Raw genomic sequence first — 17,765 nt, 5'->3', positions numbered from 1 at the left:
CTATCGTTTCATTTCAAGCTTTGGTGCCCTCACGGCCGGGAGGCCCCGTCTTCGGGCATCGCGCTGCTGCTTTCTTGCTTCCTTCGTTCCTCGGGCTGCCTGGCGGCACCGCAACAAATCAAAGGCGCTTAACCCAAAGACTGATACGTTCCTCATAGCTATAGCTTATCTATAGTTTGAAACTTCTCGCTTCGAGATTGATCGTGTTAGTAATTCCAAAGGGACAGGTAAACCTGTCCTTCTCGTGGACTTAGACTATAGAACTATAGTTTGGAAATTGGTAAAGTCAGAATTGTCCCCTTGAGGGGATTACAGCGGTGTTAAAACGGCAACTATAAAACTATAGCCCTAACTACAGCAACAGCCAAAATTCCCGTCTCGGGAGGGGTAGGGGTGGGTTAAAACATTAACTATAAACTACACCCAGACACTAGCGGAAGCCGCGCATGCTGCCAGATCAAGATATCCTACCAAACCACTAATCCTGAAAATCCTGCTGACTCAGACAATAACCTACACTCCAACTGCCTCATCAATAGACTGAAGAATAACAACACAAGCTTCCTGAATTTGTGTCTCAGTTATAGTTAGCGGAGGTGCAATACGCATGGAATTGTCGCAGAACAGGAACCAGTCGGTGAGCACGCCATTTTCAATAGCCTTGTCAATTACAGCTTTCAGCACGTCAAACGACTCAAACTCGGCAGCCATCATTAGTCCGCAATTTCGGATCTCTTTGATGCGTGGATGAACTAACAGTTTCTTGAACAATTCAGCTTTGGCAACAACACCTTCCAGAAGATTTTCTTGCTGTATCGTTTGCAGCGTAGCCAGCGATGCAGCACAGGAAACCGGGTGACCGCCGAACGTAGTGCAATGACCAAGAATAGGATCCGTTTTGAAGGCAGCCATTATTTCCTGCGGCGCAATAAAAGCACCGATCGGCATGCCGCCGCCCATGCCTTTGGCACACAGTAAAATATCAGGCTCAATACCAAACTGCTCGAATGCCCAGAACGTACCGGTGCGGCCAAAACCACATTGTATTTCATCTAAAATCAGCAATGCGCCAACTTCAGTACAGCGCGCTCGCAAGTGTTTCAGGTAGTCGTTTTCAGGCACGCGCACGCCTGCTTCACCCTGTATAGTCTCCACTATAACAGCTGCTGTGCGTGTGGTAATATCCTGCAGGTCGGGGAGGTTATTGTAGCGGATATGGCGTACATCGGGCAATAACGGCCGGAATGCATTTTTAAAACTCTCGCTGCCATTTACAGACAAGGCGCCTTGGGTGGAACCATGATAGGCATTGCGGCACGAGATAAGCTCGGTGCGGCCGGTATAACGTTTGGCTAATTTTAAAGCGCCTTCAACAGCTTCTGTTCCGGAGTTAAGCAGGTACACATTGTTCAGGCGAGCCGGTAAAGTACTTGTAAGTGCTTCGGATAGTTTGGCCTGTGGCGCCTGCACAAATTCGCCATACACCATCAGGTGCATGTATTTATCCAGTTGCTCTTTTATAGCATTTACTACGCGCGGGTGGCGGTGACCTACATTGCTCACGCCAATCCCCGAGATCAGGTCAAGGTATCGCTCGCCATTTGCACCATACATATACACCCCTTCAGCCTTCTCTACCTCAATCATCAGCGGAAAATCTGATGTTTGTGCCTGGTGCTTCAAAAATAACTGCCTCATCGAAATCATGGTGCAAAGGTAGGCAATTGTAGCCGAAAGCTATAGTTTCTGTATGGTTTCCGGGGGTAAGTTATAGTTTGATTTATAGTTGAAAGCTAGTTCAATGCCTCAGATCCTAAGCTTTTTAAGTCAGCCATAGTTCATAAACTATAAGCGGATATTAGTTTTTAAGAAAGCCTATAATTCATTCACTAAATATTTAAAAAATTTAATACTTGGCATTATTATAGCTATTGAAAATTATATAATTTAATGGATTGGTTAATTTTTGATCAGCTATGAAACAACTTTTTACGCTCCTGCTGCTCTCGTGCAGCGTTAGTATCACTTTTGCCCAAAGTAAACATACCATAAGCGGTTATGTGCGCGAAAAAGGCAGTGGAGAGCAACTGATCGGGGTCAGTATTTTCCAGCCGGACACGGTCATCAGCACAAGCACCAATACCTACGGGTTCTATTCTTTAACATTACCCGCCACCGACTCCATAACCCTCACATTTGGGTATCTGGGCTATAAACAGGAGGTTAGAACTATAGCATTGAGTCAGAATATAGAGCTTAATATAGATCTGCAACGCATCGAAACTTCTTTAAAAGAAGTGGAAGTGGTGGCTGAGCGGGTAGAGAAAGTAAGCCGGTCGGTGGAAATGAGCAAGATCGATGTGCCTGTTTCTCAGATCAAGAATATACCGATGCTGCTGGGCGAGAAAGATGTGATGAAAGTATTGCAGCTAATGCCGGGTGTACAGAAAGGCAGCGAAGGAAACAGTGGTATTTATGTGCGGGGCGGCGGCCCGGACCAGAACCTGATCATTCTCGATGACGCCACGGTTTACAACGCATCGCACCTGTTTGGTTTCTTCTCGCTTTTTAACGGCGATGCACTTAAAAGTGTGGAGCTGACGAAAGGTGGTTTTCCGGCGCGTTATGGTGGCAGGCTGTCGTCGGTGATAGAGCTGAACATGAAAGAAGGCAATAAGGAGGAACTGCACGGAGAAGGTGGGATCGGGCTTATCTCATCCCGGCTGATGGTAGAAGGGCCGCTTAAGCAGGGAAAATCTTCGTTCCTTATCTCTGGCCGCAGAACCTATGCTGATGTGCTGGCCCGCCCGTTTATGCCGAACGATGCCAAGGTGGGATATTATTTTTATGACCTCAACACAAAAGTTAACTACGACTTCGGGCGCAAAAACAAACTATACCTGAGTGGCTATTTTGGGCAGGACCGCTTTTATTATAAAGATAAAGACGAGAAAAGTGAATCCTACGGTGGCGTGAACTGGGGAAATGCAACCGGCACGCTCCGTTGGAACCATCTTTTTAACGAGCAACTTTTCTCCAACACGTCCCTTGTCTTTAGCCGCTATAAGTTCAACATTTTAGCAGAAGAAAAGGATAAAGACGAAAGCCGGTATGAGTTGAACTACTTTTCGGGGATACAGGATGCAGCCCTTAAGTTTGATGTGGATTACCTGCCAGGTCCGAAGAACTCTGTTAAAGCTGGTCTACAGTCTACGTTCCATATGTTTACGCCAAGTGCACTGGTTGTAAAAGATCCGGAGATGGGCAAGGACAAAGAAAATAAGCAATTGCTGAATAGCGTGGAGTCGTCGGTGTATGTGGAAGATACTTACAAGCCAACCCCTGATTTAAGAATTAATGCGGGCTTGCGTTTAAGCCATTTTGCAGCTAAAAACAAAAGCTACTTTATGCCCGAGCCACGCTTATCGGCAGCCTATAACCTGCGCGACGACCTGGCCGTGAAAGCCTCTTATGCCCGCATGAACCAATACGTGCACCTGATCAGTAACACCGGTATAGGCCTGCCAACTGACCTTTGGGTACCAACTACAGACCGTTTAGCCCCGCAAAAATCGCAGCAGGTAGCACTGGGCGTTGCAAAAGATTTTCTGGAGAAAGACCTGGCACTAACTATAGAAGGTTACTATAAGAAGTCGGATAATATTATCGGGTATAAAGAAGGCGCCAGCTTCCTGATTATAGAAGACCCTGAAAGTGCCGAACAGGTAAGCTGGGAAGATAATATAACTACAGGGCAGGGCTGGTCTTATGGGTTAGAATTTCTGTTACAGAAAAAAGTAGGGCGTTTCTCGGGTTGGGCTGGCTATACCTTGTCGTGGACGCAGTTGCAGTTTGACTCGCTTAACTATGGCAAAAAGTTTTATGCCCGTTACGACCGCCGTCACGATATTTCACTGGTAGGTATCTACGAACTGCGTGATAACATTACTTTATCCGGAACATGGGTATATGGAACCGGAAACGCTATAACCATGCCTATAGGCACGTACATGGACAGCCCCAACAAACCCTCGAAGTACGACATGCAGTGGTATTCCTACTATAGCAACACGGTAGTCGATTATGGTGAGCGCAACAGCAGTCGTATGGCCGCCTACCACCGCATGGATGTGGGGATACAATTCCATAAAAAGAAGAAGTGGGGAGAACGCACCTGGGAGATCAGCTTTTACAATGCCTACAATCGCAAGAACCCGTTCTTTTATTACATGGAGGAAGAATACTACAACGAAGATCATTCGGAGACGAAGCTTAAGCAGGTGGCACTTTTCCCGATCATCCCATCGGTTAGTTATGGTTTCAAATTCTGATTTATATGAATTTAGCTGATATGAAAATAATACGCATTTTCTCGCTGCTATTGCTTAGCACTATAGTTGGTCTATCAGGTTGCGAAAGCGATGTAAAGGATATAGATTCTTTTGAAGGCAAGTCTAAGCTGGTGGTGATTTCCTATATCTCGCCACAAGATACCATGCTGGTAGTAGGGGTGCAGAAAACACAGCCTGCCATCGGGCGAAAACTGACAAGTGAGCAGTTAAAAGTAAAGGATGCTATAGTTACAATTTCAAACGGAACCTCAACAGTAGCCCTGAACTATAACCACGAAACTTTTCAGTATGAGGCTGATGCCCGGGCATGGCCAGTTGAGGCAGGTAAAACATATAGTTTAAAAGTAATGTCAGCTGTAGGTAACGCCGAAGCAACCTGTACCATACCTTTTACAGAGGGCATAGCCATTACAGAACTGGAAGCGCCTTATACTATAGTCCAGGATTACTTTGGCCAGGATGTGCGCAGGTACACCGTAAGCTATAAATGGAGCGATGCACCCGATAAGAAAAACTACTACCGCACGCTGGCTTATAAAATGTATACCTACACTGATTCATATTATGGCACCAAGCGCGTTCAGAAAGAAGGGCTGTATGGCAGCTTCAACAACGATCGTGAAATACAGACCGATGAAGAAACCCGGAACGGAATGATGTCTTCGGAGCCGATTTCTTATCATGAGTACAATTATGCAGCAATGGACAAGCCTTTTTACATTTATGCTGTGCTGGTAGTATCTGACAGGAATTATTACCTGTACCACCGTGATCTGAACAAACAACAGGGATCTAACGGAAATCCGTTTGCCGAACCCGCCCTGATTTATACCAACATAGAAGGCGGACTCGGCGTTTTTGCCGGGTATAACCAGTTGGTTTCCAGGCTGGAGCTGAACTAGGAAAGTAAAACAAAAGCCCGGCCGGTGAGGCCGGGCTTTTTTGTTGGAATGCTTTCCTGTAGCTGCAACGCATCAACTATAATAGTACAGATTACCCTCCGTATGTAGTGACTTTTTGGGTGGCAACTATAAACAATAGATAGTAAATTGCTATATAGCACAACTAAACTACAAACTAAAAGTATAGCATGGTTTACAGTTGACTGGTATTTAATTGAACAGTTATAGTTGGTGTTGTAACATAGTTCTTTATAAATTAGAGGTTCAGTTTCTTTTATTATTACTAAAACTCGTACTGCCGCACATATGAGTAAATTACAAAACCCTTTGTCTGACCAACAGGGAAAAACGAATACGTTAGAGAATCGCAGCCTTGGAAAAGAGGAACTATACCGTTTGCTGATTGAGGGCGTAGGGGACTATGCTATATTTATGCTGGATAAAAGAGGGCATATTATAACATGGAACAAGGGCGCAGAACAAATTAAAGGCTATAAAGCAGATGAGATCATCGGGAAGCACTTCTCTATATTTTATCCGAGTGAGGCTAAAGAAATGAATTACCCTCAGTTTGAGCTTACCAAAGCGCTGGCTGAAGGCAAGTTTGAGGACGAGGGCTGGCGTATACGGAAAGATGGTACACATATATGGGCCAACGTAATCATTACTGCAGTTTACAATAAACAGGGGAAGCACATCGGTTTTTCTAAAGTTACCAGAGACCTCTCTGAGCGCCGGAAAAATGAGGAACTGATGCTTAAGAACAAAGAGCTGCTCCGCATCAATACCGACCTTGATAATTTTGTCTATACCGCTTCTCACGACTTAAAAGCGCCTGTTGTAAACCTGGAAGGTCTGATAGAAGCGCTGAAAGAGGACCTGGGAGAAAATAAGCACGAAGATATCCTGAATCGTATAGCGTCTTCTATTAACAGGCTGAAGAATGTAATAAACGACCTGACAGATGTAGCCAGGCTTCAGGATGCCAGTGCCGGAAAAGAGGAGGTGCTGGTAGGCGAGCTTTTTGAAGAAGTTAAAAAAGACCTGGAGTTTGCTATTGCTAAAAGTAAAGCGAACATCGTATCAGACTTTAAAGACTATAGTTTATCTAAATACCCACGAAATAACCTGCGCAGTATCTTATATAACCTGCTTTCCAACGCAATTAAATATACAACGCCGGGCAGGGCGCCGGAAATAGCCGTGAAACTGGAGAAGATTCTGCCCGATCAGCTAGTGCTGAGTGTGACTGATAACGGCCTGGGAATGAGTGAGTCACAAAGGTTGAAGGTGTTTCAGATGTACAGACGGATGCATACGCATGTAGAAGGTTCCGGGCTTGGATTGTACATTGTTAAAAGGATGCTTGAAAACAACGGCGACCGCATAGAAGTGCAAAGCGAAGAAGGAAAAGGCTCTACGTTTCAGGTCTTCTTTAAAGTGTAACTATAGCCTTGCTGCTGTTTCTGATGGTTTAAAAATTTGTACCATTTAGAGCTTAGTAACGTACATTATAAGTAGCCTTCGGGCTGTAAATTAATGTATCATTAAACTAAGCAGATTATGGCACAAGGAGATAAATCGGCTTACACCGATAAGCAGAAGCGCCAGGCGCAGCATATTGAGGAAAGCTATGAGAAACGAGGCGTAAGTGATGAAGAAGCCGAAAAAAGAGCATGGGCAACTGTAAATAAACACGACGGAGGCGGCAAGAAAAGCGGCTCTGGCAGAGGCAAATCGTAACAATAAAGTGTAGCAATAAAAAAAGGCCGGTAGTGCAAACTACCGGCCTTTTCTAATTACGGATAATTATTGGTATGTGCCAGCGGATCTTCCTGGTCTATAGTTAGCGGAACATCTGTTAGTGGCCTGTTATGAGAAAATGGCCGTTCGGAAGTATAGATCTTCTCCGCTTTTTTTTTACCGTTTCTGTTGCGCATCGTCAGGAAGGCTGCCCCGGCAAGCGTTACTAACCCAGCCGCCAGCAACATCTTGTTTGCCGGGTTGCTAACTGCAGGAGGTACTGAAACCACACCCATTTCATCAGTGATAGCAGGTTCCTGTACATAACGTCCATGTTCCGGTACTGCAATTGTCCAGAAATCGCGCACCAGTTCTTCGAGTTGCCATTGTAGTTTTGGTCCGCGCATAGGCATGCCATGGCCGGTTGCTGCTACAGCCGGGTTAAGGTACGCCAGTTTCTCGACTGATTGTTGTGCTTCGGCCCAGTTGGTTGTATAGTATTTAGGTGGTCCGTAAACATGTTTTTTCTGCGTCATTACGGCCATCATCGATTCGCCGTGGCGCGTTATAAAGGCATCGCCTGCCAGTAATACTTTGTCGCTTTCCCTGAAAAAAGAAACGTGCCCTGCAGTATGCCCGGGTGTGTGCAGCCATTTCCAGTCGCGCAGACCTGGCACAGAACCGTCTTGTGGCAACAGTTCTATGTGCTTGGTAATATTTATCGGTTTTTTTGGGTACAGGAAGGCCATATACGCCATGCCGCCGCCGCCAACACTTGCATCTGGTGGCGGGTAGCTGGATTGGCCGGTCAGGTAAGGCAGCTCCAGCGGGTGTGCATAAACGGGTACTTCCCATTCGTTTGCCAGTTCTTTTACGGCCCCAATATGGTCAAAATGTCCGTGGGTAAGCAAAATAGAGCGGGGTGGGATGTTTTGCCCGAATAGTTCTTCGGCTGCAGCTTTTATTTTGCTGGCAGAGCCATAAACACCTGTATCAACCAGGGTCCAGCTTCCGTCTTGCTCGGTTACAAAGTACAGGTTCACAAATACGGTTTTCAAGCCCCATACGCCGGGTGCTACCGGAAAGGTGTGCTTGTACCGGTTATTGATTTCATTAGTTTCCATAGGCTAGTGTAGTAAAGTGATTGGTAACTATAAGTACAGCAATAGATAACTACGCACCTCCGGCCAAAGTGGCTGGCAACTATAAGACTAAATTTTTAAAGGGGGTGATCAGGCTTGTAATCAAAAATTACTATATGAATATACTTGGTTATAAGGGTAAAAACAATCAAAATATAACTATAGGAACAAGGGTGGAGGGTTGCATTGTATGAGTTTATGATTTATATTACCACTACCGAAAGCATATATCTGCCAGAAATGACGCAATAACTATAGAGTCGGCCAGATTTGCAGGCAATTAATTGCACAGATTTGAGTTAACATACAGGCACGCTTTTTGTAATTTTGTATTTAGCTGCAGCAACTGCCAAGATGTAGCAGCGGAATTATTTCTCTGATATTGAAGTTAGAATAACATGGTTAATTTATTTGTACCTCCGAGCTATATGGCAGTATATGCCAAATGTATAGATGCATCGATGCCGGCATTTGAGCCGGAAGAGTGGGTTGAAGAAGGCAGAATATATCCGGTGAAGCACTTTACAGAGCCCATGAACCAAGGTGATGGCTTTGCAATCACGTTAATGGATGAAGATGGTGTTGAAATTCACCCGTCTTCTTCGCACTGGAGTTTTGCTTCGCACCGCTTCGAGCTGTATACTTTATTTCTGAATTAAAATCTTTCAGTTACTAATTACGTTAATGAGAAAGGCTGCCATGAGCAGCCTTTTTTTATCTTAGTTAGTTTGTGTAGTACCCGGATTGAGTTATGATCAGCCCCGAACAATTCAATGAACTGCCCCCGCACCTGCAGGCAGAAATAGCCCTCACTGAAGGGCACTACCTGCATCACCGCATCAGAGGCTGGTGTAAAATAGACCTGTACTGGATTTACGATTTTTACGTGGAGCTATGGTTTTTCTACGACCTTAAAAGTATTGGCCTGGTACGCGCTCTCACCACTTATCACGCCCTCGACCCATATGCCGAAACTATAAAACTGAAGCTTTCAATCAATAAAGAGAGGGATTAGTTTGGAAGTTAATGAGTTTAGGAGTTAGAGAGTTAAAAAGTTAAAAAGTTTAGAAGTTAGAAAGTTAATGCGTTTTGTAGAGACGCAATATTTTTCGTCTTATATATTAGCTGAACCAGCCATTTAACAATATAACCTTCAGCAATCAACAAGTAGCGATCTGCCAAAAGTTGGGGGAAGTATACTATAGCTCATGCAAATTCTATACTTTTGAAGTATGAGCAGAAATTTATTATTGATCAGCACATCAACTACACACGGCACCGGTTACCTGGAACATGCCGAAACAGAGATAAAAGAGTTATTGAAAGGAAAGAGCAGCATCCTGTTTATTCCTTATGCCCGCCCTAATGGTATATCTCACAAAGATTATACTGCCAAAGCCCGCGAAGCTTTTGAGAAGTGGGGGATAAGCGTAACCGGCGTGCATGAATATGACAACCCGGTAAAAGCTGTGCAAGAAGCGGAGGCTGTATTTATAGGTGGCGGCAATACGTTCCTGCTGCTAAAGCAACTATACGCCAACAAACTGGTAGATCCGCTGAAGGAGAGAGCCCGCAAAGGAATGCCTTATATCGGAACCAGTGCCGGAACAAACGTAGCCGGCAAAACGATAGGTACCACTAACGATATGCCAATTGTGCACCCTAAAACGCTGGATGCCCTGGAACTGGTGCCTTTCAACATCAACCCGCATTACCTGGATCCGCTTCCGGATTCCACACACATGGGCGAGAGCCGCGAAACCCGCATCCTGGAATTTCATGGCCATAACCGTCAGCCGGTAGTTGGTTTGCGCGAAGGCAGCATGTTACGAGTAGAAAGCGATAAAATTAGGTTATTGGGCCCACTAACAGCACGTGTTTTTCTGCAAGGTCAGAAACCAATGGAATTTGCTCCGTCTGATGATATTACTTTCCTGCTGGAGGCTTACTAGTAAGGTTTTAAGTTAAGAATAGATAAAGACAGCTGCTGAGGTAGCTGTCTTTTTTTGTTTTGTCTGAATCAGGATTTACAGGATTAAAGGATTTTAAGGATTGAGTTTCTTGCTATAGTTTTATAGCATTTGTTTTTCAGCTGGCGCGGGTTTGTAACCCGTGTCTTACTATGTTGTTGAGTTTGTAACTCAACTGGCCCGGCAGGGACAGGTAAAAGTAGTGGTGGTGGCTATTGTGCTATAGTTGACGTAATTAATCCACCCCTACCCCCTCCCAAGAGGGGAATTTAGGCTGGTGCTATAGTTTGAGGTGTAGTTCTATAGTTGCCGTTTTAATACCCATGTTGTCCCCTCAAGGGGACAATTGCTGCTATTGCCAATTTCCAAACTATAGTTCTATAGTTATAGTCCATGATCTGGACAGGTTTACCTGTCCCCTCGGAACTATCACCACGATAAATCTCGGAGCGAGCAGGTTCAAACTATAGAAGAACTATAGCTATCGAACTGATCACAGTCTTTGGGTGGAGCGCCTTTGCTTTGTTGCGTTGCCGTCAGGCAATCCGAGGCACGAGGATAGCAAGAAAGCAGCAGCGCGATGCCCGAAGACGAGGCCTCCCGGCCATGAGTGCACCAAAGCTAGATTGAAACTATAGATATGTAGAGCTCCCAGGATTAGGGAAAATTTGAAAGAAAGGCTTGGTTCCGATTGCACTATAGACAACTATAGAATCCAGATTTCTCCTAAGGTCGAAATGACAAAAGAGAAACTATAAGACATATAAGATCCCTCATAGCGACGCTGTGTCTTTTCGACTAGCATAAAAAATATTCAGAATGATAATTCACAGCCTACAATAAAAAAAACTATGAATTCAACGGTTTTGAGAATCCAAAAGCTAAATCCCAAAAAATAGCTAATTTTGCAGCATCGTGAGAAATAAGAAGCAAAAGACATTCGAGATACTCGAAAATATACGGATAGAGGAGATGGTGGCCGAAGGCAAATGCCTGGCGCGCCATAACAACATGGTTATTTTTGTGGGCGGCGTGGCTCCCGGCGACGTTGTAGACCTGCGCATAACCAAAAAGAAGAAAAGCTTTATGGAAGCCGTTCCTGTGCAATTCAGAGAATATTCTGATTTGCGTGTGCAGCCATTTTGTGAGCATTTCGGGATTTGCGGTGGTTGCAAATGGCAGCACATCGGCTATGATACGCAACTATACTATAAAGAGAAACAGGTAAAAGATAACCTGGAGCGGATTGGTAAAGTTGTACTTCCAAAATTCGACCCGATACTTGGTTCTAAGCAGGACAAATTTTACCGGAATAAGCTGGAGTTTACGTTCTCGAGCTTCGGTTGGCTTACCAACGAGCAGATAAAGTCCGGTGAGAACTATAACCGTAATGCGTTAGGCTTCCACATGCCAGGCCGTTTCGATAAGATACTTGACATACAGCACTGTTACCTGCAGCCCGATCCATCTAATGCTGTTCGCCTGGCTGTGCGCGATTATACCCGTGCAAAAGGATATGAATATTACGATGCGGTAAAGCAAACCGGTTTTCTGCGCAATCTTATCGTTCGTACAGCCAATACCGGCGATCTGATGGTAATCCTTTTGGTGAAACATAACGATGAAGAAGCTATTTTCGGGATACTGGACGATCTGTATGCGAAGTTCCCGGAGATAACCTCCCTGCAATATGTGGTAAACCCTAAAATGAACGATACTTTCCACGATCAGGAAGTGATCTGCTACAAGGGCCAGCCTTATATTTACGAGCAGATGGAAGATATTCGTTTCCAGGTGGGGCCCAAGTCATTTTACCAGACCAATGCCGACCAGGCATACGAACTATACCGCCTTACCCGCGAGTTTGCAGGCTTAACCGGCAACGAGCTGGTTTATGACCTTTACACTGGTGCCGGAACTATAGCTAACTTTGTTGCCCGCCAGGCCCGCGAAGTAATTGGTATCGAGTATGTGCCAAGTGCTATTGAGGATGCCAAAATCAACTCGGAGCTAAACAATATTACGAATACTACCTTCTATGCTGGTGATATGAAAGACATACTGTCGGATGAGCTGATCGCTCAACATGGCAGGCCGGAAGTAGTGATCACTGACCCGCCGCGTGCTGGTATGCACCCTGATGTGATTGAGAAATTACTGCAGGTACATGCTGACCGTATAGTTTATGTAAGCTGTAACCCGGCAACCCAGGCCCGCGACCTGGAGCTATTATCAGAAAAATATGATGTAACGCGTGTGCAGCCTGTGGACATGTTCCCGCAGACGCACCACGTCGAAAATATAGTTTTACTAACTGCAAAATAAGCAACCATGGAAAACGATCCGGAATTAAACGGTAAATACCTGGGTACCATCTCGAAGGATTTTGTAGTGGTGTCCGAGACGTTGAGAGAAGCATCTTACCAGGTGCGCAAACGCCAGATTTCCAAGTACCCGATCTTTGTGTTTAGCCGTACTCAAGTGCCGGTTGGCTCTAACTTTCTGGCTAAAGAAGAACTGGCTTTAGAGTGGAACATTAACGCATCGTACCTGGAAGATTTTATGCATCGCCAGCTGGTCTTGGAAGATCGTATAGAAGACTTTAAAGCCGCTTACAAAGACCCTGATGAATTCTGTTGTCTGTTCGTTGTAGACGGCGATTTTCAGAATTTCGTGTTCATTCCTTACCCGGAAGATTAAGGTTTTTATAATTAAATAGGAAAGGAGAGGCTATAGTAGTTTCTCCTTTCTTGTTTTATAGTTGCTGTAGGCCAACCACCCCTACCCCTCCTTATCCAAGGAGGGGAGTCTTTATTTACTGAAGTTACTGCTGATTTCATGAAGGACTGCCTGAAGATTTTGAAAGACTTCTTTATTTTCAAATCTAAGAACTGTTAATCCTAATTCAGATAATTTCTTGTCTCGTTCAAAATCTGCTTCATTTATAGTAGGCTGATTGTGAACTTGTCCGTCTAACTCAATTACTAAATTCTCTGAAGGGCAATAAAAGTCAACAATAAAGTTGTCTATGCTATGTTGCCGTCTGAATTTGCGACAATCTAGTTTTCCGTCTTTTAAATACTTCCATAACTCAGCTTCTGCTGGTGTCAGATTTCCTCTTAATTTCTGTCTTTTCGCCTTTAAATATTTTCGGTTATGTATCTCCATTTAGTTGATTAGTTAATGAACAATTAACCTTAACGAAAACATGAGAGAAGAGTAAAAAGTAAACTCCCCTCCTTGGATAAGGAGGGATAGGGGTGGTTGGATGCACGGCAACTATAAAACACAAAAGAGAGAAGCTAAAATAACTCCTCTCTTTTGTCGTAAGTCGAACAAGCCTAAAGATTTAAAAATGTGACCAGCCCTGGGCTTTTAACGGGAATGACTGGCCGTGCTTGTTAGCCATATTAATGCCATCGCCGGCTTCAGTTATTTTACCGATGATGCTGATATCCGGGTGGTTCTTTAATTTGTCGTAATCTGAAAGCGGAACAGTAAAGAGCAATTCATAGTCCTCGCCGCCATTCAGCATACACATAACCGGGTCCAGGTTAAACTCCATGGCAGCTTCCAGCATCTGTTCGTCGGCAGGCAGGTTTTCGCGGTAAATGGTAGCACCTACCCCAGACTGCGAACAAATATGCATCAACTCCGAAGCCAACCCATCCGACACATCAATCATGGAAGTTGGTTTAATATTAAGCTCTTTCAGTTCGTGAATCACATCCATGCGGGCTTCCGGACGCAGCTGACGGCCAACTATGTATTCATGTTTTTCCAGTTCAGGTTGCATCTCAGGGTCAGCCATGAACGCTTGCTTTTCGCGTTCGAGTATCTGCAGACCCATGTAAGCAGCGCCAATGTCGCCGGTTAAACAGATCAGGTCGTTTACTTTGGCACCGCTGCGTAATACTGCTTCGCCTTTCGCTACTTCGCCAATGGCTGTAATGCTTATTACCAATCCGGCTCTGGATGAGGTTGTGTCACCGCCAACCAGATCAACTTTATAGTTCTCGCAGGCCAGCCTGATGCCTTCGTATAGTTCATCTATAGCTTCCACAGTGTAGCGTGCACCAACGGCAATATTCACCGTAATCTGGGTAGGCTTGGCGTTCATGGCAGCAATATCCGACACGTTAACGGCTACAGCTTTATAACCCAAGTGTTTTAACGGGCAGAATGTAAGGTCGAAATGTACGCCTTCCAGCAGCATATCGCTAGTAACGACCAACTGCTTTTCTTCCGGCTCTAACACTGCAGCATCGTCGCCGATACCTTTTATAGTTGAGGCATGTTGCAAAACCACATGCTCTTTTATGCGTCTGATCAGTCCAAACTCGCCTACTTCGCTTAGTGGGGTTAGTTCGCTCATAGTTCTATCTTAAATGGATTGGCTGCAAAATTACGAAATATAAGTAAGAAACTGTGCCGTTACGTGTAGGGCTGTTTCATTTTCAAATTGCTGGTATAGCTTTACAACCCGTGTCTTACTATAAAGCTGAGTTGGTAATTCAAGTAGGGCAGGACCCAACTATAGTTCATCACGAGCGAGGACGCTCGCACTATAGTTAAAACAGGAAAAGCGCAACTATAAGCTGCGCCCTTCCTGTGTTTCACTATAACAATCTTAACTAAGCTCCTTTTTGAAGTTCCTGTTTGTCCGAGGCCAGTAGTTCCTGTTGCTGGCTGCCATCAAAATTAATGGCCTGCATCTGGTTTATAGTTGCTTCTTTCAGTTGTTCAAACTCATCCAGCTTGCTTTTTTTAACCGGGTCGGCAGATGGTAATTTAACTCTCAGCGCATCTACCTGTTTGCCATTTTTCCAGAAGCGGTAACATAGGTGCGGACCTGTTGCAAGGCCGGTGCTGCCAACATAGCCAATCGTCTGGCCTTGTTTTACACGTTTGCCCGCGCGCATGCCTTTCGCGAACCTCGACATGTGCAGGTATTGCGTGGTGTAAGTTTTATTGTGTTTGATCTTTACATAGTAGCCATTACCACGGGTATATTTTGCTTCTAAAACCACACCATCGCCAACCGTACGGATCGGGGTGCCGGAACGGGCTGCAAAGTCGGTACCCAGGTGTGGTTTGTAGCGTTTTTGCACCGGGTGGAAACGGCTTTTCGTGAAACGGGAACTGATACGGCTAAACTCCAGTGGCTCACGCAGGAAAGCTCTCTTCAGGCTTTTTCCTTCCTGGTCGTAATAGCCCATGCCTTTGCCTTGGTCAAAACCGATGGCGTATAGTTCCTTGCCTTCGTGCTCGAAATAAGCTGACTTTATCTTCCCGAAACCGATCGTTTTGCCATTCACCACATGTTCGTCATAGATCAGTTTAAACTTATCGCCGGGCTGCAGGCGATTCAGATCAAGTCGCCAGGCATAAATGTCGGCAAAGTGGTTTACCAGTTGCGCTGAACCACCCGCCTCGGTTAGTGCCACAAACAATGAGTTCTGTATAATGCCTGCAATGGCTCTTTCAACGGTATCAATTTTGCGTTTCTCCAGCGTTACATTCAGTTCTTTCCGAAGGTCATAGATCACATACTCGGTTTCGCTGGGCTCATAAATAAAATACTGGGCGGTTTTGCCGGAGTCGGGCAGGTGCAGAATGGTATAGTTGCGGTTGGCACTAATGCGACGCACATTAAATACAGGTTTCGATTTTTTAGCCAGGTCCGAAATGGTAGTCAGCGAAACGTTATAGTTGTCAAGTATTTCCGAGAGGTTTTCGCCACGCTTGACAGTAGCTTCTACAATCTCCAGGGAGTCGGTTGGAATGCCGTAAACGATGGGAGCAGGCGCTTTTACGTTGGGTTCCGGGGCAGACTTGGCTACCGGGTTTGGTTTACTGTGAGCACTGGCTTTCTCGAAAGTCAGGTTTTGAACTACCGTGAAAAACACGAGCAGGGATACAGCTACCAAGATAGCTAATCCGATACTACGTTTGAACATTACTGTGGCCTTTGGTTGAAAAATCGATACGAAAATATGGCTTAAACCATAGAAATAAAAATTACTGGCAATACAATAATCAGATTATAAATGAGTTACAATGAATTTTTATATAGTAGATATGGTATTTAAGTTGTACTTGTTGTAAAGTCTGATTGCACTATACTTATGTAGTTGTTTTGCTATGTAGCTATAGTTCAGTAATTTAAGGTTCTTTTAAAGGCCTTCTCGGAAGTGGTGACATTCCATTAAAAAATCTTTTATAACTTTGGAGCTTATGAAAGCATTAGAAGGAAAAATAGCTCTGGTAACCGGGGCATCAAAAGGAATAGGTCGTGCCATTGCACAGAAATTTGTGGAAGAAGGCGCGCAGGTAGCATTTACCTATTTATCAAGTGTTGAAAAAGGCCAGGCCCTGGAGCAGGAGCTGACTGCCAACGGTGGAAAAGCAAAAGGCTATCGCTCCGATGCTTCTGACATCGCGCAGGCTGATAAACTGATCGAAGATGTGGTAGCTGATTTCGGCAAGATCGATATCCTGGTAAACAACGCAGGTATTACCCGCGACGGATTGCTGATGCGCATGACCGAGGACCAGTGGGATGCGGTGATCAACACCAATCTGAAGTCTGTTTTTAACCTGACCAAGGGTGCCACCAAGCACATGATGCGCGCCAAGTATGGCTCTATCATCAATATTACATCGGTGGTAGGTATTAAAGGCAACGCGGGCCAAGCAAACTATGCGGCTTCTAAAGCTGGTAGCATTGGCTTTACAAAATCAGTTGCGCTGGAGCTGGGCTCACGTAATATTCGCTGCAACGCTATTGCTCCAGGCTTTATCGAAACCGAAATGACCGGCGAGCTGGACCAGAAAGTAGTAGATGAGTGGAGAAAGGCAATTCCGTTAAAGCGTGGCGGTACCCCGGAAGATGTAGCAAACTGTGCTGTGTTCCTGGCTTCTGACCAATCATCCTACATTACCGGCCAGGTGTTGCAGGTAGATGGCGGTATGCTGACCTAAGAATTAGGAATGATGAATTACGAATTCTGAATTAATTTCTGATTCGTGATAACTATAGAAAGACCAATGCTGCTAACGTCATCGTTAGCAGCATTGGTCTTTTTGTTTTATATTGAGTTGGAATTATGCGACCAACATAACTATATCAGCTCATGAAGATCCAGACTTATACTGATCACCCTAGGCTAAAGACTTTCATTAAATTATTTGGTTTTAACCTCGGGTTGATGCTGATTCCAGTGGTGGCTTGTTACCTGATCTTTGATTTCGGATCCCCGGTGAAAGATTACCTGCAGTCAGTTGGGTTGCTATTTGCGCTTTATCCAAGTATAAATGCTATTGTTGGTACCTACACTGCCCGTAAGCAAACGTTTACCATTACGGCTATTGATGATCCGGCGCTGGTAGCAGGTTGGGTTGTTGCGGTGCTGCAAAAGAACGGCATGCGTATAGTTGCAGAGCAAGTTGAAGAAGTAATGCTTGAATCCACTAATTGGTATTTAAAGTGGTTTGCTATTTGGTTTGGCCCGGGCCTGACCACTGTAAACTATAACTCGAGCAGCGTAACAATAACCGGGTCTATTAAATCTGTTGATATTATTGGTACAAAAATTAAATTCGGGCGCGTTGATTTTAACGAGCAGCCGTACAAGCATTCCTAACTCAGCATTC

16 protein-coding genes are annotated in these 17,765 nt (G+C 44.8%); 11 read left to right on the top strand and 5 right to left on the bottom strand.

Going from position 1 to position 17,765, the window contains the following annotated elements:
• Window positions 1–513: 513 nt before the first annotated feature.
• On the bottom strand, window positions 514–1,707 hold the full coding sequence (locus tag KYK27_RS01015; RefSeq protein WP_233150197.1) for an aspartate aminotransferase family protein: 1,194 nt from the start codon (window positions 1,705–1,707) through the stop codon (window positions 514–516).
• Between the two features lie 269 nt (window positions 1,708–1,976).
• On the opposite strand from KYK27_RS01015, the gene KYK27_RS01010 reads away from it, so the two are divergent.
• The 4 genes from KYK27_RS01010 to KYK27_RS00995 all read left to right on the top strand — a co-directional run bounded on the left by KYK27_RS01010 (window position 1,977) and on the right by KYK27_RS00995 (window position 6,997).
• Window positions 1,977–4,331, top strand: a complete 2,355-nt coding sequence (locus tag KYK27_RS01010; RefSeq protein ID WP_199108210.1) for a TonB-dependent receptor — start codon at window positions 1,977–1,979, stop codon at window positions 4,329–4,331.
• Between the two features lie 20 nt (window positions 4,332–4,351).
• Window positions 4,352–5,254, top strand: coding sequence for a DUF4249 domain-containing protein (locus KYK27_RS01005; RefSeq protein ID WP_199108209.1), 903 nt, complete (start codon window positions 4,352–4,354; stop codon window positions 5,252–5,254).
• Between the two features lie 306 nt (window positions 5,255–5,560).
• Window positions 5,561–6,700, top strand: coding sequence for a sensor histidine kinase (locus tag KYK27_RS01000; RefSeq protein ID WP_199108208.1), 1,140 nt, complete (start codon window positions 5,561–5,563; stop codon window positions 6,698–6,700).
• A gap of 117 nt (window positions 6,701–6,817) precedes the next feature.
• Window positions 6,818–6,997 carry a hypothetical protein gene (locus KYK27_RS00995; RefSeq protein ID WP_199108207.1) on the top strand — a complete coding sequence of 60 codons (180 nt, stop codon included), beginning with the start codon at window positions 6,818–6,820 and terminating at the stop codon, window positions 6,995–6,997.
• 56 nt (window positions 6,998–7,053) lie between these two features.
• Here the strand turns inward: KYK27_RS00995 and KYK27_RS00990 are convergent, their stop codons facing one another.
• Window positions 7,054–8,121, bottom strand: coding sequence for an MBL fold metallo-hydrolase (locus KYK27_RS00990; RefSeq protein ID WP_233150196.1), 1,068 nt, complete (start codon window positions 8,119–8,121; stop codon window positions 7,054–7,056).
• Window positions 8,122–8,537: 416 nt separating this feature from the next.
• Between KYK27_RS00990 and KYK27_RS00985 the strand changes: the two genes are divergently transcribed.
• From KYK27_RS00985 to KYK27_RS00965, 5 genes are all read left to right on the top strand, one after another.
• Window positions 8,538–8,798: a hypothetical protein gene (locus KYK27_RS00985; RefSeq protein ID WP_162427291.1), complete on the top strand. Its 261-nt coding sequence runs from the start codon at window positions 8,538–8,540 to the stop codon at window positions 8,796–8,798.
• Between the two features lie 92 nt (window positions 8,799–8,890).
• Window positions 8,891–9,154: a hypothetical protein gene (locus tag KYK27_RS00980; RefSeq protein ID WP_199108206.1), complete on the top strand. Its 264-nt coding sequence runs from the start codon at window positions 8,891–8,893 to the stop codon at window positions 9,152–9,154.
• Between the two features lie 217 nt (window positions 9,155–9,371).
• Entirely contained in the window at window positions 9,372–10,091 is a 720-nt protein-coding gene (gene pepE, locus KYK27_RS00975; RefSeq protein ID WP_199108205.1) for a dipeptidase PepE, read from the top strand.
• A gap of 930 nt (window positions 10,092–11,021) precedes the next feature.
• Window positions 11,022–12,434 carry a 23S rRNA (uracil(1939)-C(5))-methyltransferase RlmD gene (rlmD, locus tag KYK27_RS00970; protein ID WP_199109176.1) on the top strand — a complete coding sequence of 471 codons (1,413 nt, stop codon included), beginning with the start codon at window positions 11,022–11,024 and terminating at the stop codon, window positions 12,432–12,434.
• A gap of 6 nt (window positions 12,435–12,440) precedes the next feature.
• Entirely contained in the window at window positions 12,441–12,809 is a 369-nt protein-coding gene (locus KYK27_RS00965; protein ID WP_199108204.1) for a hypothetical protein, read from the top strand.
• Window positions 12,810–12,920: 111 nt separating this feature from the next.
• On the opposite strand, the gene KYK27_RS00960 is transcribed toward KYK27_RS00965, so the two are convergent.
• The 3 genes from KYK27_RS00960 to KYK27_RS00950 all read right to left on the bottom strand — a co-directional run bounded on the left by KYK27_RS00960 (window position 12,921) and on the right by KYK27_RS00950 (window position 16,069).
• Complete coding sequence (locus KYK27_RS00960; RefSeq protein ID WP_199108203.1) at window positions 12,921–13,277, bottom strand: endonuclease domain-containing protein; 357 nt, start codon at window positions 13,275–13,277, stop codon at window positions 12,921–12,923.
• Window positions 13,278–13,458: 181 nt separating this feature from the next.
• Window positions 13,459–14,484, bottom strand: a complete 1,026-nt coding sequence (gene thiL / locus KYK27_RS00955; RefSeq protein ID WP_199108202.1) for a thiamine-phosphate kinase — start codon at window positions 14,482–14,484, stop codon at window positions 13,459–13,461.
• 259 nt (window positions 14,485–14,743) lie between these two features.
• Window positions 14,744–16,069: a peptidoglycan DD-metalloendopeptidase family protein gene (locus KYK27_RS00950; RefSeq protein WP_199108200.1), complete on the bottom strand. Its 1,326-nt coding sequence runs from the start codon at window positions 16,067–16,069 to the stop codon at window positions 14,744–14,746.
• A 277-nt stretch (window positions 16,070–16,346) separates the two neighbouring features.
• Here KYK27_RS00950 and fabG point away from each other — a divergent pair, with 277 nt between their 5' ends.
• Together fabG and KYK27_RS00940 are read left to right on the top strand one after the other, a co-directional pair.
• On the top strand, window positions 16,347–17,093 hold the full coding sequence (gene fabG / locus KYK27_RS00945; protein WP_199108199.1) for a 3-oxoacyl-[acyl-carrier-protein] reductase: 747 nt from the start codon (window positions 16,347–16,349) through the stop codon (window positions 17,091–17,093).
• A 152-nt stretch (window positions 17,094–17,245) separates the two neighbouring features.
• Complete coding sequence (locus KYK27_RS00940; protein WP_199108198.1) at window positions 17,246–17,755, top strand: hypothetical protein; 510 nt, start codon at window positions 17,246–17,248, stop codon at window positions 17,753–17,755.
• Window positions 17,756–17,765: the final 10 nt, after the last annotated feature.

This window comes from Pontibacter populi (assembly GCF_019336435.1).
GTDB classification, from domain to species: domain Bacteria; phylum Bacteroidota; class Bacteroidia; order Cytophagales; family Hymenobacteraceae; genus Pontibacter; species Pontibacter humidus.
The sequence above is the reverse complement of the archived record's forward strand: the minus strand, read 5'-3'. Positions and strand labels throughout refer to the sequence as shown.